The organism is Wolbachia endosymbiont (group A) of Melieria omissa, from assembly GCF_964031125.1.
Taxonomy (GTDB): domain Bacteria; phylum Pseudomonadota; class Alphaproteobacteria; order Rickettsiales; family Anaplasmataceae; genus Wolbachia; species Wolbachia pipientis.
Window position 1 is genome coordinate 1233993 of the sequence record NZ_OZ035007.1, and the last position, 25088, is coordinate 1259080.

The 25088-nt window shown below is 34.3% G+C and carries 20 protein-coding genes and 7 pseudogenes; 18 read left to right on the plus strand and 9 right to left on the minus strand.

Going from position 1 to position 25088, the window contains the following annotated elements; translation table 11 throughout:
• Positions 1-3 precede the first annotated feature (3 nt).
• Positions 4-888, minus strand: a complete 885-nt coding sequence (locus tag ACQH2Q_RS05725; protein WP_250120258.1) for an Rpn family recombination-promoting nuclease/putative transposase — start codon at positions 886-888, stop codon at positions 4-6.
• Positions 889-1269: 381 nt separating this feature from the next.
• Here ACQH2Q_RS05725 and rnhA point away from each other — a divergent pair, with 381 nt between their 5' ends.
• From rnhA to ACQH2Q_RS05740, 3 genes and pseudogenes are all read left to right on the plus strand, one after another.
• Positions 1270-1806, plus strand: a complete 537-nt coding sequence (gene rnhA, locus ACQH2Q_RS05730; RefSeq protein WP_425383448.1) for a ribonuclease HI — start codon at positions 1270-1272, stop codon at positions 1804-1806.
• Positions 1797-3588 (plus strand): annotated as a pseudogene (gene mutL, locus ACQH2Q_RS05735) (DNA mismatch repair endonuclease MutL). Before rnhA ends, mutL begins: the two are co-directional and overlap by 10 nt.
• A 68-nt stretch (positions 3589-3656) precedes the next feature.
• Positions 3657-3863: pseudogene (locus ACQH2Q_RS05740) on the plus strand (helix-turn-helix domain-containing protein); the annotation flags it as partial.
• 29 nt (positions 3864-3892) lie between these two features.
• On the opposite strand, the pseudogene ACQH2Q_RS05745 reads toward ACQH2Q_RS05740, so the two are convergent.
• Positions 3893-4117, minus strand: a pseudogene (locus tag ACQH2Q_RS05745) (transposase); the annotation flags it as partial.
• Between the two features lie 216 nt (positions 4118-4333).
• Positions 4334-4977 (minus strand): annotated as a pseudogene (locus ACQH2Q_RS05750) (IS630 family transposase); the annotation flags it as partial.
• Positions 4978-5034: 57 nt separating this feature from the next.
• Between ACQH2Q_RS05750 and wmk (ACQH2Q_RS05755) the strand changes: the two are divergent.
• The 5 genes and pseudogenes from wmk (ACQH2Q_RS05755) to wmk (ACQH2Q_RS05775) all read left to right on the plus strand — a co-directional run.
• Positions 5035-5763, plus strand: a pseudogene (wmk, locus tag ACQH2Q_RS05755) (WO male-killing family protein Wmk); the annotation flags it as partial.
• A 164-nt stretch (positions 5764-5927) separates the two neighbouring features.
• Positions 5928-6590 carry a JAB domain-containing protein gene (locus tag ACQH2Q_RS05760; RefSeq protein ID WP_230609182.1) on the plus strand — a complete coding sequence of 221 codons (663 nt, stop codon included), beginning with the start codon at positions 5928-5930 and terminating at the stop codon, positions 6588-6590.
• Between the two features lie 106 nt (positions 6591-6696).
• Positions 6697-7834 (plus strand): annotated as a pseudogene (locus tag ACQH2Q_RS05765) (hypothetical protein).
• A gap of 87 nt (positions 7835-7921) precedes the next feature.
• On the plus strand, positions 7922-8836 hold the full coding sequence (wmk, locus tag ACQH2Q_RS05770) for a WO male-killing family protein Wmk (protein WP_425383449.1): 915 nt from the start codon (positions 7922-7924) through the stop codon (positions 8834-8836).
• A gap of 49 nt (positions 8837-8885) precedes the next feature.
• Positions 8886-9797 carry a WO male-killing family protein Wmk gene (wmk, locus tag ACQH2Q_RS05775; RefSeq protein WP_425383450.1) on the plus strand — a complete coding sequence of 304 codons (912 nt, stop codon included), beginning with the start codon at positions 8886-8888 and terminating at the stop codon, positions 9795-9797.
• Between the two features lie 776 nt (positions 9798-10573).
• Here wmk (ACQH2Q_RS05775) and ACQH2Q_RS05780 read toward each other — a convergent pair.
• Positions 10574-11899, minus strand: coding sequence for an IS4 family transposase (locus tag ACQH2Q_RS05780; protein WP_425383451.1), 1326 nt, complete (start codon positions 11897-11899; stop codon positions 10574-10576).
• A 225-nt stretch (positions 11900-12124) separates the two neighbouring features.
• Here ACQH2Q_RS05780 and ACQH2Q_RS05785 point away from each other — a divergent pair.
• Together ACQH2Q_RS05785 and ACQH2Q_RS05790 are read left to right on the plus strand one after the other, a co-directional pair.
• A protein-coding gene (locus ACQH2Q_RS05785) for an IS630 family transposase (protein WP_264705388.1) occupies positions 12125-12984 on the plus strand; the annotation gives its coding sequence in 2 pieces (ribosomal slippage) (positions 12125-12449 and positions 12449-12984; 861 coding nt in all).
• 15 nt (positions 12985-12999) lie between these two features.
• Entirely contained in the window at positions 13000-13239 is a 240-nt protein-coding gene (locus ACQH2Q_RS05790; protein WP_425383452.1) for a hypothetical protein, read from the plus strand.
• Positions 13240-13403: 164 nt separating this feature from the next.
• Here ACQH2Q_RS05790 and prmC read toward each other — a convergent pair whose 3' ends face one another.
• On the minus strand, positions 13404-14243 hold the full coding sequence (gene prmC / locus ACQH2Q_RS05795; RefSeq protein WP_264339235.1) for a peptide chain release factor N(5)-glutamine methyltransferase: 840 nt from the start codon (positions 14241-14243) through the stop codon (positions 13404-13406).
• 191 nt (positions 14244-14434) lie between these two features.
• Here prmC and ACQH2Q_RS05800 point away from each other — a divergent pair, with 191 nt between their 5' ends.
• From ACQH2Q_RS05800 to ACQH2Q_RS05820, 5 genes and pseudogenes are all read left to right on the plus strand, one after another.
• Positions 14435-15760: an IS4 family transposase gene (locus ACQH2Q_RS05800; protein ID WP_264339118.1), complete on the plus strand. Its 1326-nt coding sequence runs from the start codon at positions 14435-14437 to the stop codon at positions 15758-15760.
• Between the two features lie 32 nt (positions 15761-15792).
• Positions 15793-16470, plus strand: a complete 678-nt coding sequence (gene folP, locus ACQH2Q_RS05805; protein WP_425383624.1) for a dihydropteroate synthase — start codon at positions 15793-15795, stop codon at positions 16468-16470.
• Positions 16467-16946, plus strand: a complete 480-nt coding sequence (locus ACQH2Q_RS05810; protein WP_264339633.1) for a dihydrofolate reductase — start codon at positions 16467-16469, stop codon at positions 16944-16946. The genes folP and ACQH2Q_RS05810 overlap by 4 nt, the downstream gene beginning before the upstream one ends.
• A 1-nt stretch (position 16947) precedes the next feature.
• Positions 16948-17685, plus strand: a complete 738-nt coding sequence (locus ACQH2Q_RS05815; protein WP_015589264.1) for a putative folate metabolism gamma-glutamate ligase — start codon at positions 16948-16950, stop codon at positions 17683-17685.
• A 116-nt stretch (positions 17686-17801) separates the two neighbouring features.
• Positions 17802-18790 (plus strand): annotated as a pseudogene (locus tag ACQH2Q_RS05820) (IS630 family transposase).
• Positions 18791-19103: 313 nt separating this feature from the next.
• Here the strand turns inward: ACQH2Q_RS05820 and ACQH2Q_RS05825 are convergent.
• Entirely contained in the window at positions 19104-19280 is a 177-nt protein-coding gene (locus tag ACQH2Q_RS05825) for a hypothetical protein (protein ID WP_425383453.1), read from the minus strand.
• Between the two features lie 613 nt (positions 19281-19893).
• Here ACQH2Q_RS05825 and recR point away from each other — a divergent pair.
• Together recR and ACQH2Q_RS05835 are read left to right on the plus strand one after the other, a co-directional pair.
• On the plus strand, positions 19894-20493 hold the full coding sequence (recR, locus tag ACQH2Q_RS05830; RefSeq protein WP_425383625.1) for a recombination mediator RecR: 600 nt from the start codon (positions 19894-19896) through the stop codon (positions 20491-20493).
• 3 nt (positions 20494-20496) lie between these two features.
• On the plus strand, positions 20497-21717 hold the full coding sequence (locus ACQH2Q_RS05835) for a KAP family P-loop NTPase fold protein (RefSeq protein WP_155969219.1): 1221 nt from the start codon (positions 20497-20499) through the stop codon (positions 21715-21717).
• Positions 21718-21762: 45 nt separating this feature from the next.
• Here ACQH2Q_RS05835 and ACQH2Q_RS05840 read toward each other — a convergent pair whose 3' ends face one another.
• Both ACQH2Q_RS05840 and ACQH2Q_RS05845 read right to left on the minus strand, forming a co-directional pair.
• Positions 21763-22587 carry a hypothetical protein gene (locus ACQH2Q_RS05840; protein WP_007550761.1) on the minus strand — a complete coding sequence of 275 codons (825 nt, stop codon included), beginning with the start codon at positions 22585-22587 and terminating at the stop codon, positions 21763-21765.
• A 69-nt stretch (positions 22588-22656) separates the two neighbouring features.
• Complete coding sequence (locus ACQH2Q_RS05845; protein ID WP_010963079.1) at positions 22657-24021, minus strand: pyruvate dehydrogenase complex dihydrolipoamide acetyltransferase; 1365 nt, start codon at positions 24019-24021, stop codon at positions 22657-22659.
• A 220-nt stretch (positions 24022-24241) separates the two neighbouring features.
• Here ACQH2Q_RS05845 and ACQH2Q_RS05850 point away from each other — a divergent pair, with 220 nt between their 5' ends.
• On the plus strand, positions 24242-24583 hold the full coding sequence (locus ACQH2Q_RS05850) for an SH3 domain-containing protein (RefSeq protein ID WP_010082091.1): 342 nt from the start codon (positions 24242-24244) through the stop codon (positions 24581-24583).
• Here the strand turns inward: ACQH2Q_RS05850 and ACQH2Q_RS05855 are convergent.
• Positions 24580-25065, minus strand: coding sequence for a WBM0748 family T4SS-associated protein (locus ACQH2Q_RS05855; RefSeq protein WP_265024126.1), 486 nt, complete (start codon positions 25063-25065; stop codon positions 24580-24582). The genes ACQH2Q_RS05850 and ACQH2Q_RS05855 overlap by 4 nt on opposite strands.
• Positions 25066-25088 lie beyond the last annotated feature (23 nt).

Here is a 25088-nt window from a genome sequence, read left to right on the forward strand (position 1 = left end):
AGACTAAAAAGTTTCTTCCTTAAGTTGTGTAATGTCAGCCTGAGGAAGGCCAGTTGTCTGGGAAATAACATCAATAGAAATGCCAGCATTAAGTAGGTTTTTTGCAACTTCGATTTTTTCTTCTTGTCTACCTTTTTCGTGACCTACTTTAAGACCCTCATCAAATTTTTGAGCTAAAGCAGCTACCTCATCCATTATGCGTTTTTTCATTTGTTCATATGCTAGTAACTCTTCTTCTGACCAATTAAACTTATTCATCTCTTCATAAGCTCGTTTTATTATTACGTCACTACCAACTATTTTATCTAGGTCCTCTTCGTTTGTTTCTGCTGCATATCGAAAAAAGTAACACCATTTTTCTACTATATTTTCTAGTTGGTCTTCTTTTGTCTTTGTAAATTTTGGTAGTTCTATGAATACGAAGTAAAAATCCTTTAAGTCATGTTCAAAGCTATTTTGATCTAAAATGACATGATTAGATTTGTACTCAGCCTTATCTGGAAAAATAATACAATCAGCAACAGCTATGAAGATAATTTCCTTGAGATTATGATAATTATCACCTTGATCAGCTTGACTTGAGTAGGCTTTAGCAGCATAATATTGAGCACGCTTTTCGAAGCCTTTGGTCTTAGTGAACTGCATTTCTATAATATATCTGGAACCTTGAGAGTCTTTACAAAGAACATCGACAATACTCTGCTTTTTAGCGGCAATTTCAGGGTCCAAAATGGTAGCCAAGAATTCAACATCGTGAATAGCAGCTAAGCCAGTGAAGCCTAAAATATCGTTCAAGAAATGAATAAGGATATCTTTATTCTTTTCAGTGCCAAATATTCTTTTAAAGGCATAATCATTGCGTGCATCAAGAAACTTCGAAAGAGCCATAAGAAAGTAAGATAAAAAGCATTAATAATTATACACAATTGTGAAGAAATATTCAACCCTTTTGTTTTTCTAAGCTTTGAATGTGTTGATGAAAAAAAACATCTGTCAAAGATCACCTGAGAATTACATTTTAGGCTTTAGATGTAGTGTTAGTCATCGTTTTATAACTGCCTTAAAACCCTAGCAAATGAACTGATAAGCTATAAAAAGTTTCAAAAACACTTTGGTGTAGGCTCCAAAAAAATGCGAGTACAAAGACTCAAATATGATTACCTAACATCGAGAGGACGGGCTCCCTACACCTTGTATATGATAAAGATCTTGAAACTTCATGTCAACATTTTCAGTAGCAAATTTACGTTGAATCTATATCCTGTAAGTATGGGCGAAAAAAAGAAGGTTATAATATATACAGATGGAGCATGTTCTGGAAATCCGGGGCCTGGTGGATGGGCAGCCGTGGTGATGTATGAAAATAAAAGTGTCTTTATCAAAAAACGCATCTCTGGAGGTGAAGAAAACACAACGAATAACAAAATGGAATTAAAGGCTGTGATTAATGGGCTAAAGATGTTGAAAGTTTCTTGCAAAGTTATTTTACACACTGATAGTCGTTATATTAAGCAAGGTATAACAGAGTGGATCAATAAATGGAAGGTAAATGGTTGGAAGACAACCGATAAAAAGCCAGTGAAGAACAGGGAATTATGGCAGGAACTAGAAGAAGTTGCTTTGCAGCATGATATTAATTGGAAGTGGGTTAGAGCTCACAACGGTAATATGTACAATGAGGAGGCAGATAGACTTGCTAGAAAGGAATCTAAAAAGCTAAAATATAGAGATTGTGAGGTCAAGAAATCACCAAAAAATAGAAGGAACTCTAAGTTTCATAGATTGGGTGGAGTATTATGGCAATAATTCTTTTAGACACAAAAACTATAAATCGTATAGCAGCGGGAGAGGTAATAGAGAGGCCAGCAAGTGTAGTAAAGGAATTAGTTGAAAATGCAATAGATGCTGGAAGTTCAGAGATAGAGATCAAAATAGAAAGTGGTGGGCGTAATCTTATAACTGTGACAGATAATGGAAATGGAATAGAAAAGGAAGATTTGGAACTTGCGTTTATGCGCTACGCTACTTCAAAATTAAGCGATAGTGAGTTAATAGGGATCAAGCACCTTGGGTTTAGAGGAGAAGCTTTACCTTCAATTGCAGCAGTAAGCAGAATGAAATTATCGTCTAAGGCAAGTGGAGCAAAGGAAGCATGGTCTATAAGGTATGAGGGAGGAGAAAAAATAAGAGAGATTACACCTTGTTCTTTGCTACAGGGTACATATATTGAAGTTCGTGACTTATTTTTTGCCACTCCAAATAGATTAAAATTTCTAAAAACTGAAAGGGCAGAAACACAAAGCATTGTTGACATTGTAAATAACTTAGCAATGATTAACTATAGTATTGGGTTTACTCTCACTTCCGGTAATAAAAAGCTCTTAAAATATGTTAAGCAAACTTCATTATTTAACAGATTATGTGAAACAGAAGAAGAATTTCAGAGCAATTCGCTGGAAGTTAAAGAGGAAGAAGACGGCATCAAACTTACGGGACACATCTGTAAACCAACTATTAGTCGTGGCAATTCAACTCAGATCTATACGTTTGTTAATGGAAGGCCAATAAAAGATAATCTACTTATTGGTGCAATTAGATATGCGTATCAAGATTTTATTCTAAGTGGGAGGTATCCTTTTGCAGTGCTGCACTTAGAGATACCATACGATCAAGTAGATGTAAATGTGCATCCAAATAAATCGGAAGTAAGATTTCAGAATAAAAGGCTAATATATGAAATAGTGAGAAGAGGGATAATAAAAGCATTATCAACGAGGTTTGCAGCAAGTGGTCAAGGTATTGAAGAGGAGCTAATTTTTAATGATAGTAAAAGCCAAGAGCAGGTTGATAGTAAAGAGAAAAAGAATCAAAAAGAGTTTTATGAAAAGAGACCAAGTCTTTTAGAAAATCGTCTAATGAAAGAATTCAATGCACCAGATGAAAGAAGGCAAAGCTTACCAGAAACGTTTAAGTATGGAGAATCTCCACCCCAAAAGGGAGCGATGGTTCTAGAAAGGGAGCAAATTGATTTAATAGAGGATCATCCTCTAGGGTATGCACGCTGTCAGGTCCACAGTACTTACATTATTGCTGAGGCTAAAGGCAAATTAATTTATAGTAGATCAGCACGCAGCTCATGAGAGATTGATATACGAGTGCTTAACAAGCATAAAAAGACAAAAACTTCTTCTTCCTGAAATAGTTGAGATTAAAAACCAAGCAGGGATGGAGATGGTTGAAACTTATAAAGATAAGCTTTTTGAAATGGGTTTTGGTATTGAAATAGAATCAGAAGATAAAGTAAGGGTGAAAGAAATACCTGCAATCTTAGGAACAATAGATATAAAAGAGATGCTAGTTGATATAGTAGATAAGTTAACGGAAATGGAAGATACGTTGCCAATAGAGGATAAGGTGAATAAAATATCAGCCACAATCGCTTGCCATGGAGCAGGAAGAAAAATGAAATTGGAAGAGATGAATGAGATACTAAGACAAATTGAGAAAACTCCATATTCTGACCACGGAAAGCTAACTTATATAGAAATGAAACTAAGTGATATAGAAAAATTGTTTGAAAGGAGATGAGTTCAGTTTGTCAAAAAGGTTCTCAATTAAGCATACGTAACAGCTCTTCTGGTTATGGAGTATAAAATGTGAAAAAAGAGAATAATTACTCTAATTTTTTATATTATAAAGTAGTAGGACAGAAAGTAAGAAGTTGTAGGATAGCAAAGGGGTATACTCAAAAAGATTTAGCAAAAAAAATCAGTGTAACGTATCAAATAGTACTACAATATGAAAAAGGAACACGAAAAATTTCGATTGAAAAGTTGTGCGCTATAGCAAAGGTGTTATCAATTATAGCATTTCTCATAATAGTCCGAACAGGTCATAGGAAGGCAGAATCAACAGCACGACGAAAGGATTCGAATAGAGGAATGTTTTTCCTGGCTCTGTTTTTTATAGCAAACCAATGATGCTCAATTTTGTTGAAATCTGGAGAATAAGGCGGCAGATACAAAATTTCTGCACCAACCCCTTTAGCAAGCTCGATAATCTTATCAGACTTATGAAAAGTAGCATTGTCAAGAATGACAGTCTGTCCAGGTTCCAAGATCCATACGCGTCAAGTTAAGGAAATATCGTGAAATATAGCAACATTTGAGATGGGCATTTTATTTGTTACATTTATTTTTTTAGGGAGTTCTTATCTAGAAGAAGATAATTTTTTCAGAAGAATCTATAAATTAATAACTTTATTACTTAATATATAAAATAGTTTTTTCGTTTCCTTTCTTCCTTATACCACTTTTCCTTAACTTGACGCGTATGGTTCCAAGATCGGTGTCAAAAATTGCTCAAACCATCCATTAAAAACATCCATATTACAGTGGCCTTCAAAGGTTAACGGAACAACTATCTTTCTTCCACTTAAGGCTGCAACCATACTGATTCGTTGAGTTTTCTTTCCAGATTTTAAGGCATAAAACCGCTGTCCTTTCTGGCAATATCCGTAGGGGTAGTCTTCGGTGTTATCAATGCCAGACTCATCTATATACACTAAGTTTTTAGGTTCTTTTGTCGCTATAATTTTCAAAAATTCAGCACGTTTTTCTTCGTTTCTTTCCTTGTATCCATATGTCTTTTTTTGCGCGTAAATCCAATTTTTTTAAGGGCTCGATAGATCGTTTGGATACTAACGTTGTTCCAAAGTTTAGCCATTTCCGATAGAGTCTTTCCTCCGTGTTCTCTGGCAAATTTGGCAAAGGTATCCCAGTCGGTAATTTTGTGATTGTAACCCCCATTTCCAAGTTTTTTTGATTGAAAGTCTCCTGTTTCTTTTCTTCTTTGCTGCCACTCCCATAAAGTAGTTCTTCCAATCTTAAATCTTGCTGCCACTGTTTCTCTGCTTTCTCCTTCGTCTAGCGCTTCCATTGCTTTTTTTCTTAAATCATAACTATATGCTGCTGGCATTCAACCTCCTTATCATCATCTACCCTTATCCTATCACATCCGGACTTTTATGGAAAGAGCTATAATATTACGGATCTTATTCCTGTATCAAATGAAAAAATCTGTTTTGAAGATAAGGGAGAGGAAATATTAAATCTAGTAAGAAAATATAAAACGATTAATGATCAAGAGTTGCGCAAGGTGTTTTACTTGCTAACAAAATTTACCCGAGTTGGTGAGAAAAGTAGTAAAAAAGCAGAGAAAGTAAAAATTGCAAAGGGCCTGGTTAAAGCAGGGATTTCTGTTGATATTGTTTCACAAGCAATTGGCCTCTCTGCTGATGAATGTGTTGAAGAAAAAATAGGTTCTATATACTGCAAAATAGGAAAGAAGATAAAAGAATGGAGACTAGTGCGGGAATATACTCAGAAGGATTTAGCAAAGAAAATGAGTACAACACGTGATGAAATAAGCAACTATGAACAAGGAAGAACTGCTGTTCCACTGGGAAGATTATATGAGATAGCAAAGGCGTTATCGATTAATATCATGGACCTACTTGAACTAACAGAGGATGCAGATGATAAAGTGGTACCTAATTTAATTGAAGAATACAAAAAAATTGAAAGCCAAGAACTACGTCATGCACTAATGAAATCTCTGTTTGAAAGCATACAAATTTGCGAAGAGAAAGTGAAAAGAGCAGAAAAGATGAAAATTGCAAAGGATTTAGTTAAGGAAGGAATTTCTATCAATATTATTTTAAAAACAGTAGGCATCTCTTTAGACGAAATTCAACAAATTTAAAATAAAAAATCAGTATCTATTAATATCTTTACTTTTTGATGAAAAAATAAGTAAAAAAGATTGAAAAATTGATTTGACTTCACTCGGAAGCTATGGCTCTATGCCAATGCTGATAAAGCAGTAAATATTAAAAAAAAGTTTGTTGTTAGTGAAGGGTAAATTATATGAATAATAATAAGAATAAAGAAGAAATAGAATTCAGAATATTAGAAAGCAAAGGCAAAGCACTACTTGATCGTGAAATAATGGAAACATTTTTAAGTGCAGTACATGAAAGGCCGCAAGCTCAAGAAATTGCTAAAAATCTGGTGAATACTTATGCAGGAGTAGGAAGGATTTTAGGTAGAGAAATGGATGACCTGAAAGTTATAGAAGGAGTAACTGATTCTGCAGTAGCAATGATTATGTGTGTTAAGGAAACACTAGAAAGGGTACTGAGAGAAAAGCTCAAAAGTGAGCCAATAATGGACTTACAAGGGCTAGTAGAGTACTTAAACGTAAGTATAGGCCACTCAGAAAGGGAATGTGTAAAAATACTGTACTTGAATAAAAGGCGTCAACTAATTGGAGAAGAATCCTATATTGGTGAAATGGAAAAAGCACCAGTATACATAAAGGAAATTACAAGAAAAGCATTAATAAAGAATGCAACATTAGTAATAATGTCACACAACCACCCTGGGGGAAGTTTAGAACCTTCAGAAGAAGATCAAGAAGTAACAAAGAGCTTAGCAGCAGCATGTAGTACTGTAAGCGTTAGATTATTTGATCATATTATCATTACAAGTGGGGGTTATTTTAGCTTTAGAGAAAACGGATTGTTATAGCAGAAAGTATTTGCAAATCTACTCATATTAATTTATAATGAGTAATATAATGTATAATAACAAAGTTTATTGTACACTTAAAAAGTATTTTTAATATGAGGTTTATATGACTAGTAAAGATCAGAATAAAAAGACTAATGTTAATCACAAGAAAATATTTGGTGCTCTTGAAAGCGTTGATATAGAGCAGTCTAAATTTGTGAGTAAAATTAATAGCCAGAAGGAGATAAAACTGGAAGATACAATGCCTTTCCCTAGCAGAAACGTTCGCGAAAACAAAATCAACTATGGAAAAGGACTTGATTATATATGGCACAAAACCTGTAAGTGATCAAGAAGATAAAAATCCATTTGCCTCAGCTTTGCAAAAAATAAAGCCAAATACAGAGAAGCTGAGCTGGTTTAAGAGTTCTATAGTAGAGGCAAAAAACGTAAATGAATTGCACAAAGTTATAGACAAAGTACTAGCTTCTGGAGCAAGGCTAAATGCATGTAATGATGGAGAATGGAGCTTCGCGGAATATGTGATACTGGGCACACATTTTCATAAATTTGATAAGGCTGATCGTAAAAAGCTAATACGTAAATTAATGCTAAGTGGTGCAGAGTTTCATGATACTCTACTGCAGAATAAACTGATAGGTGAAATCTATAATGAGCTACAGCCAGAAGTTCAGCCACAGATAGATAAGCAACTAGAAGAGCTAGAGGAAGCTGGCGAAAATGCTGTGCAAGAAGGAGAATTAATAGATGTTGAGATAGATAATACAACATCGTATATAGAATTTTCTGGGAATAGTAAGGTAGAGGTAGCCAAAATACTGGAAGCAAACAGAAAGTTAGGAAGTAATATTTTAAAAATTGGCAATGATGCAGTTGAGGTTAGAAGGGAGCAAGGAGGTGCAAGAAATTACGTTGATGTATCAGATGGTAGCTCTGTTGTGTTAGAATTTCCTACAAGCATTGGTAAGCTAAATGTTATATTGTACCACGATGTAAAAAAATATGATCAAGTACAAGTCAGAGTAGAAAACAAGGAAATGTGGGCTGAATTACAACAAATAGGGGAAGAAATTGGAAAAAATTGCCTTTTCGGGGGAGTAAAACTTAAAGAAGCAGTAGAGAAAGGTAGTTTCACTAGATGTGGCATATGGAGTGAAAAGCAGAAGGAAGTAAGTGAAAAATTGTTTTCATGGGCAGACAAAGTACGTGAAAATAGTAAAGAAACTTGTAGGGCACTTTAATTCATCAATTTAAAGGTTCCAGAGTCTAGCTATTATATCTGGAGCCTTTGAGCTATAATAGAAAATATTATATGCAAGGTTCTTTTTGTGGAAAGAAGTTTAGACTATGAAGTAGGGCAAAAAGTAAAAAATTGGAGGTTAGAGCGAGGGTACACTCAGAAAGATTTAGCTGAGAAAATTGGTGTAAAATACTGGGTAATACTGCAATATGAGAAAGGGAATCGTAGAATTTCAATCGAAAGGTTGTACGCTATAGCAGGTGCATTGTCAGTAAGTATTACCGATCTCATTACTGCATCAAAGGAGAAAATCGGCTTTAAAAATGAGGAAGGAGAAATATTAAATCTAGTAAGAGAATATAAAAAGATTAATGATCAGGAGTTACGTAAGATGTTTTGTTTATTAACTAAATTTGTCAAAGTTAGTGAAAAAAGTAGTAAAAAATCAGAAAAAATAAAAATTGCAAAGGGTTTGGTTAAAGCAGGAGTTTCTGTTGATATTGTTGCAAAAACAATTGGTCTGCCTGCTGATGAATGTATTGAAGAAAAAGTTGGTTCTATATACTGCCAAATAGGAAAAAAGATAAAAGAATGGAGGCTCGTGAGAGAGTATACTCAAAAGGATTTAGCAGAGAAAATGAATACAACACGTGACGAAATAAGCAACTATGAACAAGGAAGGACTGCTGTTCCACTTGATAAATTATATGAAATGGCAGAAGCGTTATCGATTAATATTACAGATCTACTAATAGAGAAAGATGAAGGTAGTACAGTGGAAAATGAGCTACCGAATTTGATTAAAGAATACAAAGAAATTGAGAGCCAAGAACTACGTCATGCACTAATAAAATCTTTGTTTGAAGGGATACGTATTTGTGAGGAGAAAGTGAGAGAGATAGAAAGGATTAAAGTTGCAAAGGATCTAGTAAAAGGGGGAATTTCTATTGATACTATTTTGCAAGCGGTAGGTTTATCTATTGATATGGTTTTAGATGGATAGCTCGTAAAAAAATTATAGCAATAAAGTTTTTTTCTTAAATGGAGGATAAATGTTTGTTTCTGCAAGCAATGTTAGTTACGGAATAGGGCAAAGAATAGAAAATTGTAGGTTAATGCGAGGGCATACTCAAATAGGATTAGCAAGTCAAATAGGTTTAACATACCAAGAAGTAAACAGCTATGAAGATGGGTATATTCCTATTCCAATTGAAGTACTATATATAATAGCAAGAGTATTATCAGTTGACGTTGTAGATTTATTACCTGAACCAGTAATAGTAAGGGAAGACAGCTATGAAGACGAGGAAATACTCTATCTAACGAAAATATACGAGAATCAAAAGTTAGGCAAAATAGTACCTTCATTAGTCAGGTTTGTTCATATTAGCGAAAAAATTAATCAAGAAGAGGCAAGGTTGGAAATAGCAAAAAATCTAGTGAAAGAAGGGGTTTCAGTTGACATAATTTCCCAAGCAACCGGCTTATCTATTTACGAGTATGATAATACAGAGAAAGAAGTCTGCACTGATTCTATATACTACAGAATAGGGCAAAGAATAAGAGAATGGAGGTTGATAAGGAGATATACTCAAAAAGATTTGGCGAATAAAGTTGATTTAACGCTCAAGGAAATACACGAGTATGAAATAGGATACACTGCCATATCATTTGACAAATTATATCAAATAGCAGAACAATTATCAGTGAATATTAAAGTTCTGCTACCTAAAACAAGAGAAAGCAAAAAGCTATTGAGTTTAATGGATGAGTACGGAGAACAAGAATCATTAGATGCGTTAGTCAAATCTCTATCTGAAGATATGAAAAGTGGCAAGGAAAAAGTTAAAAAAACAGAAAGGATCAAGGTTGCAAAAAATCTAGCAAAGGCAGGTGTTGCTATTGATATTATTGTGCGAGCAAGTGGCCTAACTGCTGATGAGTTGGGTGAGTGTGAAAATTGAATGTGTTAAAGACGGTTGGGAGTGTTAAATAATATATTAAGATACAAGTAAAAATAGTTATATACTTAATATAAATAAAAGTTGCAAATAATCTAAGTATGCTGGATGTTTCTATTGATGCCATTTCTAAAATAACAGATTTATCTATTGAGGAGCTTGAAAATTATGCTTTCAAAACTTAGCCTGGGTTAAAAACAGCGATAGTTTGCTGATTTAGAAATAATATATTAAGATACAAGTAGAAGTAGTTAATATATCTATTCTGAACCATTGTTTAGCTGACTCAACTGAAGCATTGTCATAAAGTTTTGCTGCTAATTTGTGTTGTTTGATAAACTTCAAATTTAATGCTTTTAAAATTGATGCTGAAAACACATATTGCTAATGCTAGCAGAGAAACTGGTTGGTAAAATTGCTACAGCCGTCAGTACTCCCGATTACTTTTCCTGATAATGTGATAGTATTCGCAAGTATTATCATATATTACAAAAAAATCAGTTAGCATTTCTGTTTATTAAAATTATGCAATAAAGCTGCATTTTATATAACACTTCTCAAATTATTTCTACTAAATATTTATGAATATGGTTAAACAGTAGATAGAAGAAACCTTTTCTATTATTGATCTTTTGTACAGTAAAGTTATCTCATAAAATATTAAATTTGGAGTTTTATGGATCACAGACTAAGAGCTTATTTGCTTGGAGTTACCTGGTTTATACTCAGTTTACTTAGTAGTGTAGTTAATGATACTATATCAAAGCATACGCGTCAAGTTAAGAGATTGTGAGCAAATTTAGAGAGGTTAAAGTGGATACTCTAGCCCTTCTACGTTTGTCTTTTAATGAAAATCGCGACCAAGTTATAGTGAGTTTTTTAAGAAATGCTTTTAAACTATTAGTTTTGGTTAATACTAAAAATAACTCTCTAACCCGCCTTTTTAGCTCAATAAATGCCTTTGTTAAGCTAAGTTCTGTATTCTTTTTCACTTCTGTGCAACCAACTATGCCGTGAAATATATGAATTGCGCACAATTTAGCATATAGTTCACATAATACTCTGCATGGCTTTCCTTTTAGCTTATCAAGCCTGATATGGCTTTTATACAATTTAAATAATAACTCAATTTGCCACCTTACTCTGTAAATCGTTAATACTTGCTCAGCACTAATTTTATTTTCTGGAACATTAGTTATAAATATTGACCAGTTCAACAATTTTTGATTTCTTTTAGAGGATGTATATCCCTGCGATCTTGCTAATCTATTAGCTTTCCTTCTTCTGGCCATAGACTGTTCTTCAGTTAGTTTCTGACATATAATTCTTACTCTAATTTTTGCTTCTTTTCCTAACAATACCTCGTTTTCTAAAAATAACTTATCCTCTAAACATTCTAATAACTCCATTTTTTGATTTGTTTCTACATCATATATGTTGGTATCGGATTTATAACGACTTATGAAATAAGCTCCTATTTCATTGATTTGTTTAAAAGAACTTGGCACAAAATAACCGAGATCAGATATTAGCAAATCATTGCTTAATATATTACTTAAATGTTTCCTATATCCCTGGTCTGATCTTACCCCCTCCGTTAAATTAAGTTGGTCTATTATCTGATTCATGTAGTCGAAAACTAATTGTAACTTTATTCCAGACTTAGTATTGCTTTCATAGCCACTGTAGCTAGTACCATAACCTTTATACATCTCTTCCATACTGTTAGGTAGAGTAATATAGCTACTGTCCAATAATTTAACACTATTAAATTGCTGTAAGATTTTGCAATCAACTTGCAAGATATTTTTAAAGAGAATCACAGATTCATTATACATCCTTTTCATAAATTCCACTGCTTCTTCAGTAAATCTAAAATCCAAACCTTGTTTTGTTATATCTATCGAGTCCTCGTTTAGTAATTGACACATTGTTTCTACGCTACAATTATCAACTCCTATATTACCCAAGACCATGGCTTTTACGAATGATGAACCTTTTAGCTTTCTCTTTCTTTTTATAAACCTTGTTGTAATTGAGATTTTCTCTGCTTTTTCATTAAAAAATTCTTTGAGCTTTTTTGATAAGCAAGTTATTTTATTCATTGGTTCTCTCACTAAAAGTATATCTGGGAGAACTTATACCTTATTATTCTATCTCTTTCATACCTTTATTTCCTTAACTTGACGCGTATGGTTTGAAAAACCGTCAATAAGACCCGCAGGTCAATTAAAAGCTGGCTTTGACTATCGCATAAACGAAGATGTATAGCTCTTTCCATAAAAGTCCGGATGTGATAGGATAAGGGTAGATGATGATAAGGAGGTTGAATGCCAGCAGCATATAGTTATGATTTAAGAAAAAAAGCAATGGAAGCGCTAGACGAAGGAGAAAGCAGAGAAACAGTGGCAGCAAGATTTAAGATTGGAAGAACTACTTTATGGGAGTGGCAGCAAAGAAGAAAAGAAACAGGAGACTTTCAATCAAAAAAACTTGGAAATGGGGGTTACAATCACAAAATTACCGACTGGGATACCTTTGCCAAATTTGCCAGAGAACACGGAGGAAAGACTCTATCGGAAATGGCTAAACTTTGGAACAACGTTAGTATCCAAACGATCTATCGAGCCCTTAAAAAAATTGGATTTACGCGCAAAAAAAGACATATGGATACAAGGAAAGAAACGAAGAAAAACGTGCTGAATTTTTGAAAATTATAGCGACAAAAGAACCTAAAAACTTAGTGTATATAGATGAGTCTGGCATTGATAACACCGAAGACTACCCCTACGGATATTGCCAGAAAGGACAGCGGTTTTATGCCTTAAAATCTGGAAAGAAAACTCAACGAATCAGTATGGTTGCAGCCTTAAGTGGAAGAAAGATAGTTGTTCCGTTAACCTTTGAAGGCCACTGTAATATGGATGTTTTTAATGGATGGTTTGAGCAATTTTTGACACCGATCTTGGAACCTGGACAGACTGTCATTCTTGACAATGCTACTTTTCATAAGTCTGATAAGATTATCGAGCTTGCTAAAGGGGTTGGTGCAGAAATTTTGTATCTGCCGCCTTATTCTCCAGATTTCAACAAAATTGAGCATCATTGGTTTGCTATAAAAAACAGAGCCAGGAAAAACATTCCTCTATTCGAATCCTTTCGTCGTGCTGTTGATTCTGCCTTCCTATGACCTGTTCGGACTATTATGAGAAATGCTATAAATATGCATATCGGATATAGAGGTTTTGGTGCTATTGGTAGCGATATTAAGCTTACAGCAAAAAGGTTAGGACAAGTGGTAGACGACCCTAATAATGATAAAAAAAAGAAGCTTAATCCTAGCTCAGGTAGCAAAGTAACTGAGGAAATAAATATAGGTAATCAACTATTTCACACACACGGTATAGAGGCTGGTCTTACTTTCCATTTTGCCAGCAAAGCTTAAACATGTTGCCCTTTAAAAAATGCATAAAACCGTTCCTGTCGTCCTATGGCTTGACCATAGGATCTAGTTAAATATAGATCCAAGTAGTCACGCTACTTGGATGACTAGGTAGAGGGTACTGGGATGATATAGGATAATATGGGATGAAGGCAAAAAAACATTAGCTATGTTCTTTTCACAACAATGCATCTCTTCATTCCCGCTAAGTCATATACATATTCCTGAAAAGCTAATTCGTATGAGGGGATTATTTTGTCAATATTGCTTTGATCTTCACCTATCTCCAATATCGCAAACCCATTTTTTTTAAGGCACCTCCTTAATATTGGAAAAATGCTCAAGTAACAACTCAAACCATCAATACCACCATCAAGGGCAATTCTTGGTTCCTTTTGCACTTCAGCTTGCAAGTCTTTCAATTTGCTTCTTTTAATATATGGAGGATTACTGATTATAAGATCGAATGAACCTCTGCACTCTGTCCACGAACTTGGAAATATTTTGGCTCTGCTGAGAAGATCATGTTTTTTTGTGTTCTGATAGGCAACTTTATATGCTTCCAAGCTTTTTTCAAAACCGACGCCAACAGCATATTCATACTCACTAAGTACGGATATCAATAAACAACCTGTGCCTGTACCAAAATCTGCAATTTTTAGTTTCTGTTTTTTGTTTGGGTAATATTTTAACACTGCTAGGATTATTGTTTCACTATCTGGCCTTGGATCTAAAACATGCTGGTTAACTATAAAATTTTTACTCCAGAATTCATGATTACCTATTATTTGCGATATTGGATATCTTTCCGCTCTTTTTTTTGTTAATTTCCAAAATAAAAGTTCTTTCTCCATTGGCACTTGATCAGCATGGTTCACAATTATAAATGATCTTTCCACTCCAAGTACGTGCTGCATGATGATTTCACAATCTAAATGTGGTGATTCAACTTTATGTGACGATAATAACTCCGATCCTTCTTGAATTAAAGAGCTGATTGTTTTCATTATTCTAAAAATATGTTTCTTTCAGCCAAAAATAGCAAGATGAGCTTCCAGTTTATGGTAGCTGCACTAAATCCCAGTGTCAAGCACGCAGCTGTACGAACCATACGCGTCAAGTTAAGGAAATAAAGGTATGAAAGAGATAGAATAATAAGGTATAAGTTCTCCCAGATATACTTTTAGTGAGAGAACCAATGAATAAAATAACTTGCTTATCAAAAAAGCTCAAAGAATTTTTTAATGAAAAAGCAGAGAAAATCTCAATTACAACAAGGTTTATAAAAAGAAAGAGAAAGCTAAAAGGTTCATCATTCGTAAAAGCCATGGTCTTGGGTAATATAGGAGTTGATAATTGTAGCGTAGAAACAATGTGTCAATTACTAAACGAGGACTCGATAGATATAACAAAACAAGGTTTGGATTTTAGATTTACTGAAGAAGCAGTGGAATTTATGAAAAGGATGTATAATGAATCTGTGATTCTCTTTAAAAATATCTTGCAAGTTGATTGCAAAATCTTACAGCAATTTAATAGTGTTAAATTATTGGACAGTAGCTATATTACTCTACCTAACAGTATGGAAGAGATGTATAAAGGTTATGGTACTAGCTACAGTGGCTATGAAAGCAATACTAAGTCTGGAATAAAGTTACAATTAGTTTTCGACTACATGAATCAGATAATAGACCAACTTAATTTAACGGAGGGGGTAAGATCAGACCAGGGATATAGGAAACATTTAAGTAATATATTAAGCAATGATTTGCTAATATCTGATCTCGGTTATTTTGTGCCAAGTTCTTTTAAACAAATCAATGAAATAGGAGCTTATTTCATAAGTCGTTATAAATCCGATACCAACATATATGATGTAGAAACAAATCAAAAAATGGAGTTATTAGAATGTTTAGAGGATAAGTTATTTTTAGAAAACGAGGTATTGTTAGGAAAAGAAGCAAAAATTAGAGTAAGAATTATATGTCAGAAACTAACTGAAGAACAGTCTATGGCCAGAAGAAGGAAAGCTAATAGATTAGCAAGATCGCAGGGATATACATCCTCTAAAAGAAATCAAAAATTGTTGAACTGGTCAATATTTATAACTAATGTTCCAGAAAATAAAATTAGTGCTGAGCAAGTATTAACGATTTACAGAGTAAGGTGGCAAATTGAGTTATTATTTAAATTGTATAAAAGCCATATCAGGCTTGATAAGCTAAAAGGAAAGCCATGCAGAGTATTATGTGAACTATATGCTAAATTGTGCGCAATTCTTATATTTCACGGCATAGTTGGTTGCACAGAAGTGAAAAAGAATACAGAACTTAGCTTAACAAAGGCATTTATTGAGCTAAAAAGGCGGGTTAGAGAGTTATTTTTAGTATTAACCAAAATTAATAGTTTAAAAGCATTTCTTAAAAAACTCACTATAACTTGGTCGCGATTTTCATTAAAAGACAAACGTAGAAGGGCTAGAGTATCCACTTTAACCTCTCTAAATTTGCTCACAATCTCTTAACTTGACGCGTATGGTTATCAGATGGTGCAAGCATAGTTGAACTTGGTGCTCAATCAACAAGACCTGGCTCCTCAATACAAACTCCAAAAGCAGAATATGCACGCTTAAAACCAGTGCTTGATAATCTCAATCAGTATATGAAAGTTGGTGACATTAAAGTCAGCATTGATAGTTTCTGGCCAGATGTTATTTTGAATGTTTTGGAGCACTACAACATTGCCTGGGTAAACGATCAGAAGGGAGATCTAGATGATAATACCTTAAAAGCGATTGCTAGGAGTGGATGTAGTATCGTTATTATGCATTCACTCTCCATACCACCACATAGTGACAACATTATCCCAAGTGACATTGATCCAATTGATACCATAAATAATTGGGCAGAAAGGAACATTAATAGATTACTAGCTCTAGGTTTTGATCAAAGCTCGATCATTATTGATCCTGGTATTGGTTTTGGCAAATCTATGTACCAGAATATCCAGATTTTACGCAGTATAGAAACGTTACAAAATTTTGGCTGCAAAGTTCTGGTTGGCCATTCTAGAAAGTCATTTATTTCTTCTTTTTCTACAGAACCTGTCTTTAACCGAGATTTAGAAACAATTGCTACATCATCTGTATTACACAACAAGGTTGATTTCCTTCGAGTGCATAATGTGCGTGATCACATGCGATTTTTTGTAGCTCAAGCTGCTTTACAGGGATGATAGTTATCGGAATTATGGCTGTTGATCCCAAGGGGGTAATTGGAATAAATAATGGATTGCCCTGGCATTATCCAAGTGAGTTAGATCATTTTCGTCAGGTGACTGACAAACAAGTTATTGTTATGGGGAGAAAGACATTTGAAACTATGCCTCAAGACATATTAGGGAATCGTATCCCTGTTGTTTTTTCTCGTGACAAATTAAATTCTTGTTTTAACAGAGGAGTAAAATGCACTATTATTTCTTCTATGCAAGAGTTTTTGTCAATCCAAAGTAATTCTAAAGTCTTCATGATTGGTGGAGCACAAATAGCGCATCTTTTTTTGGAGTATGATCTAATCTCAGAATTTATCATAACAGAAATTCACAAACCCTATAAAGGTGATGTATATTTCAACTTAACACTTCTTGATGGATGGCATAAAACTATTCTCACCAAAACGAAAGATTATACTATATGTAGGCTAATACGTTAATATGCATGTTAAAGCAATTTATACCCACCGCATTGAATGTGGGGAAGTATTAGAGCAGGTTCTTGATCGCTATGTTTCAGAGTTGCTAGGAGAGGAAGTTGTTCTTGCTATCACATCAAAAATCATTTCTATTTGTCAAAAACAAGTGGTTTGCAAAACTGCTTGTTCTAAAGAAGAGCTAATCAAAAGAGAAGCTGATGCAATTGTTGATGTAGACCATAATTCTTACGGCATCTATTTAACAATCAAAGACAATATCTTAATTCCATCTGCTGGTATTGATGAATCAAATGGTAATGAAATGTATATTTTATACCCAAAGGATGTTCAGAAAACAGCTCTATCAATATGGAACTATCTCAAGACAAAACACTGCATAAAACATCTTGGTATTTTGATTACAGATAGTAACATAACACCTATGCGCCTTGGGGTTACGGGCGTTGCTCTTGGTTGGTGTGGATTTGAACCATTTTATTCCTATATAGGCAAGCCAGATCTTTATGATCAACCACTGCAAGTAACACAAGTCAATCTTCTTGATGCGCTGGCAACGTCTGCTGTTTTAGTTATGGGAGAAGGGGCGGAGCAAACACCAATGGCAATAATTAGTGGCGCACCAAAGATTCACTTTCTTACTCGTCTGCCAACTACAGAAGAAGAAAAAAGTGTGAAGATATCTATGGAAGAGGACCTTTACTCTCCTCTCCTCATGCGAGCCCGCTGGTTAAAGAGTTAAAGAGGAACTTAAAAATTTGCTATTAGACTTCTTATACCAATTCCCGCTACACAAGTAACGGATAGACAATAATAGAAAAAAAGCCATACTGAAGTAAGTAAAGTAGCGAGGTTTAAATGGCATTAAGATCAAAATTATTGGATGAAAAAGTGGTGGAATCAGCAAAAGAAATGCTGAAGAAAGTAAGAAATAACGCATATGTTGCAAAAAAACTAAATGCTGTAATTGCAGCAAAAAAGCACAGTATAACAGCCGTAGCAAAGATATGCTGCATTTCAAGAAAGGCACTTACTGCATGACCTAAAATTTGGCAGAGAAGAAAAATTATTTGCTCCGCCTCAACGCCGTAGAAAAACTATATTGAATCAAAGTCAACGTGAACAAGTTGAGGTGTGGATAGAGGAAAACCCCAATATTACTATAAAAGAAATGAAAATAAGAATTCAAGAAAAGTTTGGTTTGAATATCAGCAAATCTACAGTACACCGTAATATGCAAAGAATGAAATTCTCATATATCACACCAAGACCAGTGCATAACGGACAAGATAAAAGTAAACAAGAGGAATTTAAAAAAAAATCTTAATGAAACTATTGTCATGTATCCTGAAAAAGAGCTATTTTTCTTCGATGAATCGCGGTTTGGCACACATTCAAAGATTGGACACGGGTGGTTTAAAAAAGGCATTAGGACACAGGTTAAGGTAAAACTAGGTAGGCAAAATTTTTATCTCTATAGTGCAGTTAATCCCAGAAATGGAGAAAGTTCTAGCTCAAACGTCAATACTGATTGTATGAATATATTCCTTGAGCAGATGTCACAATATTTAGGAACAAGGGAGGCATTTCTTATCATGGATTGTGCTAGTTGGCATAAGTCAAAAAATTTAAAAGTACCTAAAAATATCGACATTATATACCTACCACCATACTCACCTGACCTCAATCCTGTTGAGAGGTTTTGGTTATATATAAAACAGAACATTTTGCGTAACAAAATCTACGACACAATTGCTTTGCTTGAGAGCGCTTTGTGCAAATTTATTACCTCTCTTTCTCACTCCACAATTAAAAAACTCTGCAATGCCGCTTATTTGATTCACTAGTAATGAGAATTGGTATTACATAACCATATAACATTGGGAATAGAAACAAAAAACTTGCTTGACACCCTTCGCCAGCCCCCTTATCATAAAACTGAAGCTATTGTATTTGCTTTCGCCAATCTGCAGATTAAAAGGTAAGGATTACTTAATGTATCGGCGTCTTATGTTTAATTTTTTGCAGTACATAGATACTGTATGTCTTTACAAAACTTCATCTACATCTAGATTTTTATCTAAATAAGCTGAACGCGCTTATAAAGCGTTACAAGACATCAAAAAATGCCAATACTCGACAGAGATAGTAAAAGACTAGCTAACTCGGGAATTCTTTGTCTTTTTTTCTGCTTAGTAAACTTCTTAAACATTTGCAGCGTAAGTTAGTTGCAATTAAAAGCAGCTTAATCTTGCTTGTCAAGCGTTTAAAACATAAAAAACGCCAATATTTTAAAGCGGATAATAACCCCAGGGCTTCTTTTGCCTTTTTTTTCATTTGGTAAATTTCTTAATATTTATAGCTAAAGTAATTTAAAAGTCCGTGAAGGGTGTCATGCCAGTGCTTGACACTGGCATCCAGTTTTCCATATAATCTCATCAAAAATGTTTATTTTCTAGCTACTTTTATACTTATCAACCCAGTATGCTTACTTACAATTAAAATTTCTGGATCCCAGTGTCTGGGCACTGGGATGACAGCTAGCCTGACAACCGTCATCCCGCTACGTGTTAGCGGCTAAGAGATACCGCGAATGAATCGCGGTATGACGGTTCGCGGCAGTATGACGTAGAGCTCACGTTAGCTATACTTTTATGCTTACAAACTTAATAAAATTCCTGGATCCCAGTGTCTGGGCACTGGGATGACAAAAAAGGAGGCACTAGGATGACAAAGGAGAGCTACTCGGATGATACCTTTTTCTACTTAGTTTGGGTTATGCAAGAAGTCTATTATAATCAGGCTTTAAGTGTGCGGAAGTAATTTTTTGCGTTAGAGTAAAAAATTTTTTCTATAGCTAATCAAAGTGGATCAAGAGAAACTTACCACTTTCTTTACAAAGGGTTTGATGTTACCATTTGACTACCTATTCTGAATTTATTGGATGAACATTAACATAAAAAATCTAGTTCATGCTTTCTCTAAATTGCCAAGTTTAGGGCCATCATCATCACGCAGGTTAGTTATACATTTACTCCAAAACAAAGAAAAAGTTATGCTACCACTTGCATCTTTGATTAAAGAGCTAGCAGATCTTATAATAGAGTGTGAAGTTTGCGGAAATCTAGATACTAAGTCACCTTGTTCTATTTGTACTAACCCAAAACGTGACACTAAGTTACTGTGTGTAGTAGAAGAATTAGGTGATCTATGGGCGTTTGAAAAAGGAAATATATATTCAGGTTTATACCATGTTTTGGGTGGCAGATTGTCTGCAATAAATGGCATAGGTCCAAAAGAACTCAACCTTGACACTATTCTGAAAAAAGTGACAGAGTCTAAAATTGAAGAGATAATTATCGCAATTAATCCGACATTAGAGGGCCAAGTTACTGCACAATACATAATTGAATTGCTAAAAAATTTGGATGTGAAAATATCACGCCTTGCTTGCGGCATACCAATGGGCGGAGAAATTGACTATCTTGATGAAGGAACGCTGAGGATAGCACTTACTTCAAGACAAGAATATGAGTTAAATATAAAATAAGACATGTGCTTAAAAAAACTTATATCGCTAATAACATTCAAAAAGAAAAAAATAGTGCCACCACTTAAAGTGGTGGCTTGGGAAAATGACCGCCTAAACTATAAGCAATTTTCAGGTAAATTCAACACTATAATTAAAACAATTGATCAGTCTTTTACAATAATATCTTTAGAAGGATATGATGGATGGGGCAAGACGTTTTTTTTGAAAGAATGGGTAAAAGAGTTAAAACAGCAAAATGAAATTGTAGCTTATTATAGTGCATGGGATATCAATGCATTGGACCAACCACTTCCTTCTTTTTTAAATTTTCTATTTGAAGATTTATTTGCATCGTATGAAGTAAAAAGAAGCGTTATACAACAGTTCAAGAACATAAACCAAGAGCTATTTTCTCTAAACACACTAGGAAAGCTGATCAGTAAATCTCCACTTGCTATGCTTTCAGTATTTCTTGATGCTGCAAAAGAGGCTGATAAAAAAGACATAGGTTTTGTCTTGAGTGAATTAAGTCTTCTCCAAAGAAGAAAAGAGAGTACTAGAGATTTCAAAATACAGTTAGCGGATGTGGTTAATAAAATCAGAAAAGACAAAAACATTTATATAATGGTGGATAATCTTGATGTGTGCCGTCCTAAATTCGTTGTCGATTTTTTGGAATCTATAAAGTATATGCTTGATGTGGAGGGGCTGGTTTTCATTATCTCTGTAAGTAAAGATAAGAGTAATGTACAAAGAGCAATCAGCACAATACTTGGACCAAATTTTGACCTAAAATCTTTTACTGATCTCTCTTTACATTTGCCAAAACAACCGATAGAAAAATTTACAAAAGAACTATTTGAAAATATTAAATTACCGAAAAAGTCAAAAAATTTGATTGTAGATAGTTTTATATTTTATGCAGAAAGCCTATCACTATCGTTAAAAACAATAGAATACTGCGTAAAAAAAATAAAGCTGTGTCTTCTGAATCACACAAGAGAAGAATTACCTGATCCGAATTTGTTTGCATTTTTGGTAATACTGCAATCAATAAATATTGATATATATGAGGAACTAGATTCCTCATGTCAAAGATCCTTGGAAAAAATTGAAAATGAATATAAATCTTTAGTTCTAAATGGTCAAGAAGAATGGGAAAAACTTAAAACCTCTCTAGAAACTGCTTTTGCAGAGAGGGAGTCAAAAATTAACAAAGCTATAAAGGATATACTATTTTGAAAAGATACCCTACCTTCACATATACAAAGATAGGGTAACATTTGATTAACGCCCTTTTACTATGTCATTACCTTGTTCAAACTTTCTGATTAATTCGCTTACATTGACATTAGATAATTTTTTACCTGCAGATTTGTCATTATGTGAAGCATCAGGTTTACGAAGGTCTTCCTTACTGTTACTCCTAGTAATATTACATCTAACAATGTTTGAATTATTAGACTTATCGCTTACATCTGAAATATTGCTTTTTTCACTACATGAAGACGAATTACTCGACATATTGCCTAAGCTAAAGAGCTTTTTACCTTGATAGATTGGATTCCAATCAAGTGGATTATAAGTTTTTTTGCTAGTCTCAACCTTTTGGTTATTTTGCTGTTTAGGAGAAAAACCAAGTTTTTCTCTTTCTTTCTTGCTTAGCGTTTTGAGAAATTTTACGGTTTCTAATTCATCAGTTGCTTGTACTTTATGTAAATCAAAGCTTTTTTGATGGTTATCCTGCTTAACATTTTCCATCATTTTATCTTTTATTGTTCTATCCTCATCATCAGAAGTGCTGCTACTAATATCACTGATACCACTATCCCCTGAATTGCGGCGTTGTTTGTTAGGAGTGCTATGAATGTTGTCTTCCATGAGTTTTTGCATTGTTGGGCCAAATGTTCTTCCAAGATTGCTACTCACTGTTTTATTACTATCATTTGCTTGAGAATGAGGTACATTTCGCTCAAAAATTGCTTTTATTCCAGCAAATTTAGCTTGGGAAGATTTCGGAGGAACAGGTGGGGCAACCATGCCTTTTGAGTTAATCTTTCCTTCATTTTGAGGAAAAATTTTTGGATTATTTTTTTCTACTGTAGTATTCATTTTTTTACCTCTAAACCTATTAACTAATAAAAGTATAAACTTAGAGGTATTAATTTTGTAATAACAATGCTAATAGATTACCGCAGTTTCAATAAGCATCACCAGAGGATTCTCTATATAATGCTTAAAGGCATTTAAAAACTTTGCTCCGAGTGCCCCATCAACTGCTCTATGGTCAACAGAGAGCGTTACTGTCATTATTTCTGCTATTTCTATTTTCTCATTCATAACAATTGGTTGTTTTTTAGATGCACCAACTGCCATAATGCAAGATTGCGGCGGATTGATTATAGCACTGAAGGCTTTTATACCAAACATCCCTAAGTTGGAGATAGTAAACCCTCCTCCTTGAAACTCTTCAGGTTTCAATTTTCCAGATCTTGCTCTGCTTACTAAATCTTTCACTTCTTTTGATATAGATAAAATACCCTTTTTATCAGCATTTTTTACTATAGGAGTAATTAGCCCATCTTCAAGTGCCACAGCGATTGAAATATCTATATTTGAATATCTCAGTATTTTATTATCTATCCACGAAGAATTTATATCAGGAAATTTTTTCATGCTGAAAGCTGCAGCTTTTATGATTAGATCATTAATTGTTACTTTATTGTTTTCATCTGCTGAGTTAATCTCGTTTTTTAACGATATTAACTTATCAACCTGGCAGTCTACAGTTAAATAAAAATGTGGAACATTCTGTTTTGATTCAGTCAGGCGCTGTGCTATCACTTGGCGCATGTTGCTTACTTCAACTATGGTATCTTTCTCAGGACTTTCAGTATGTATACCACTGCCTAAAAACTCCAACACATCAGCCTTAATTATGCGACCATATGGTCCTGTACCTTTTAATTGCTGCACATTAACCCCTTCATTTTGAGCTATTTTCTTAGCTAATGGGCTTATTTTTGTTCTACCTTCTGCATAACCCTCTGTCATCTGAGTAGCTGACACTGGGATCCATTCTTCTTTTCTAGATCCCAGTGTCAAGCACTGGGATGACATTGAGGGGTTGGATTCCAGCGTCACGCGCTGGAATGACACCGAAGAATGACTTATTGGCTTTCCGTTTAAATCTTGGTGTTCTGATTTTTGATTATCAACAGCACTTTTTGTCACTTCCTTTTTAACTGCACTATTGATGGAAGTTGAAGTATAGTTGTTAAGTGCACTTTCATCTTCTCCTTCTTCCAGCATTAAAGCTATTGGTTGATTTACAGGCACGCCACTTGTTCCTTCTGTTACTAAAATTTTTGCTAAAACTCCTTCATCTATAGATTCAAACTCCATTATGGCTTTATCAGTCTCTATCTCAGCAATTACGTCGCCTACTTCAACTTTGTCTTGTTCTTTTTTATGCCACTTTACAATTTTTCCTCCAGCTTTGCTCATTGTTGGTGAAAGAGCAGGCATTAATATTTCTATAGGCATTGATTTTGCATTTAAAGATCTATTCAATTTTTAATTTACTCTTTATCTTATGTCAACCTAATCGTGAATTATGATGAATAAGTCTGTTACACTATCCCTCACGTTATCCCAGTGCGTGACACTGGGATCTTGGTTCAGTACTATTATCCTATTGTTTTTATTATTTAGCCATAGCTTGTTTGCTAACAACTTTGTTTCAACCAAATCAAATAAGATCAACATGAGAACGGGGCCAGGGTTTCACTATCCTGTAAAATGGATATACACTTGCAAAAATCTGCCCCTGAAAGTGATAGAAGAGTTTGAGAGTTGGAAAAAGGTCTGCGATATAGATGAAGACTGCGGATGGATAAAAGGCAATCTTCTTAGTGATAAGCGCTACGCGATTGTAAAAGAAGATACTTATGGATATCAAAAACAGAGTGTAGACAGCAAGATTACTATGAAAATAGACAAGTTTGTTGTGATGAAGATAGAAAAATGCAACGAAGAATGGTGCTTTCTTTCCACCCCAAAACGCAAAGCATGGGTACAAAAAAAACATATATATGGGGTTGATTAGGTTGACAAAAGATCTGAATTAACACTAGTTTCTGGGCCTTCTGTAGCATGCTCTTCAGATGAAGCAGAGGGTTCTTGAGGCTCTGGAGACTGTACAGGGCTATCACAGAAACTCCTTAACATCTCCTCAGCGGATGAATCTAAAATTTGTACAATAGACTTTTCACTTTGTTCTCTTAGCGATTGATCCACTCTAGAAATCAACTCAGAAAACTCGCTACCTGATTTTTCAGCTTCACTTTTTATTTTACTTTCTATGCTTGCAATATTACCTTGGTCAATTTCTTCTTTTGTTATGTTGAATGACTTTGCAACATCTTGATATCCAATCTTGCAATTTCCACAACCAATTATGCAAAAAGTAATAGAATCAGATATTTCGCTTGCAGCCCAATTATGTATAGTGTAAGCCAAATAATTGTCATGGTATTTAATGCTAAATTGTTGTTCTATTAACTCAGAAATTTTATTCTTTAGAGACATAAAGCACCCTCCTACATTCGTTA

Bases quoted from the DNA above. Each gene is read 5' to 3' on its own strand.
- ACQH2Q_RS05725 (WP_250120258.1), bottom strand. From the start codon at position 888: ATGGCTCTTTCGAAGTTTCTTGATGCACGCAATGATTATGCCTTTAAA.
- rnhA (WP_425383448.1), top strand. From the start codon at position 1,270: ATGGGCGAAAAAAAGAAGGTTATAATATATACAGATGGAGCATGTTCT.
- ACQH2Q_RS05760 (WP_230609182.1), top strand. From the start codon at position 5,928: ATGAATAATAATAAGAATAAAGAAGAAATAGAATTCAGAATATTAGAA.
- wmk (WP_425383450.1), top strand. From the start codon at position 8,886: ATGTTTGTTTCTGCAAGCAATGTTAGTTACGGAATAGGGCAAAGAATA.
- ACQH2Q_RS05780 (WP_425383451.1), bottom strand. From the start codon at position 11,899: ATGAATAAAATAACTTGCTTATCAAAAAAGCTCAAAGAATTTTTTAAT.
- ACQH2Q_RS05790 (WP_425383452.1), top strand. From the start codon at position 13,000: ATGAGAAATGCTATAAATATGCATATCGGATATAGAGGTTTTGGTGCT.
- prmC (WP_264339235.1), bottom strand. From the start codon at position 14,243: ATGAAAACAATCAGCTCTTTAATTCAAGAAGGATCGGAGTTATTATCG.
- ACQH2Q_RS05800 (WP_264339118.1), top strand. From the start codon at position 14,435: ATGAATAAAATAACTTGCTTATCAAAAAAGCTCAAAGAATTTTTTAAT.
- ACQH2Q_RS05810 (WP_264339633.1), top strand. From the start codon at position 16,467: ATGATAGTTATCGGAATTATGGCTGTTGATCCCAAGGGGGTAATTGGA.
- ACQH2Q_RS05815 (WP_015589264.1), top strand. From the start codon at position 16,948: ATGCATGTTAAAGCAATTTATACCCACCGCATTGAATGTGGGGAAGTA.
- ACQH2Q_RS05825 (WP_425383453.1), bottom strand. From the start codon at position 19,280: ATGAAAAAAAAGGCAAAAGAAGCCCTGGGGTTATTATCCGCTTTAAAA.
- ACQH2Q_RS05835 (WP_155969219.1), top strand. From the start codon at position 20,497: ATGTGCTTAAAAAAACTTATATCGCTAATAACATTCAAAAAGAAAAAA.
- ACQH2Q_RS05840 (WP_007550761.1), bottom strand. From the start codon at position 22,587: ATGAATACTACAGTAGAAAAAAATAATCCAAAAATTTTTCCTCAAAAT.
- ACQH2Q_RS05845 (WP_010963079.1), bottom strand. From the start codon at position 24,021: ATGCCTATAGAAATATTAATGCCTGCTCTTTCACCAACAATGAGCAAA.
- ACQH2Q_RS05850 (WP_010082091.1), top strand. From the start codon at position 24,242: ATGAGAACGGGGCCAGGGTTTCACTATCCTGTAAAATGGATATACACT.
- ACQH2Q_RS05855 (WP_265024126.1), bottom strand. From the start codon at position 25,065: ATGTCTCTAAAGAATAAAATTTCTGAGTTAATAGAACAACAATTTAGC.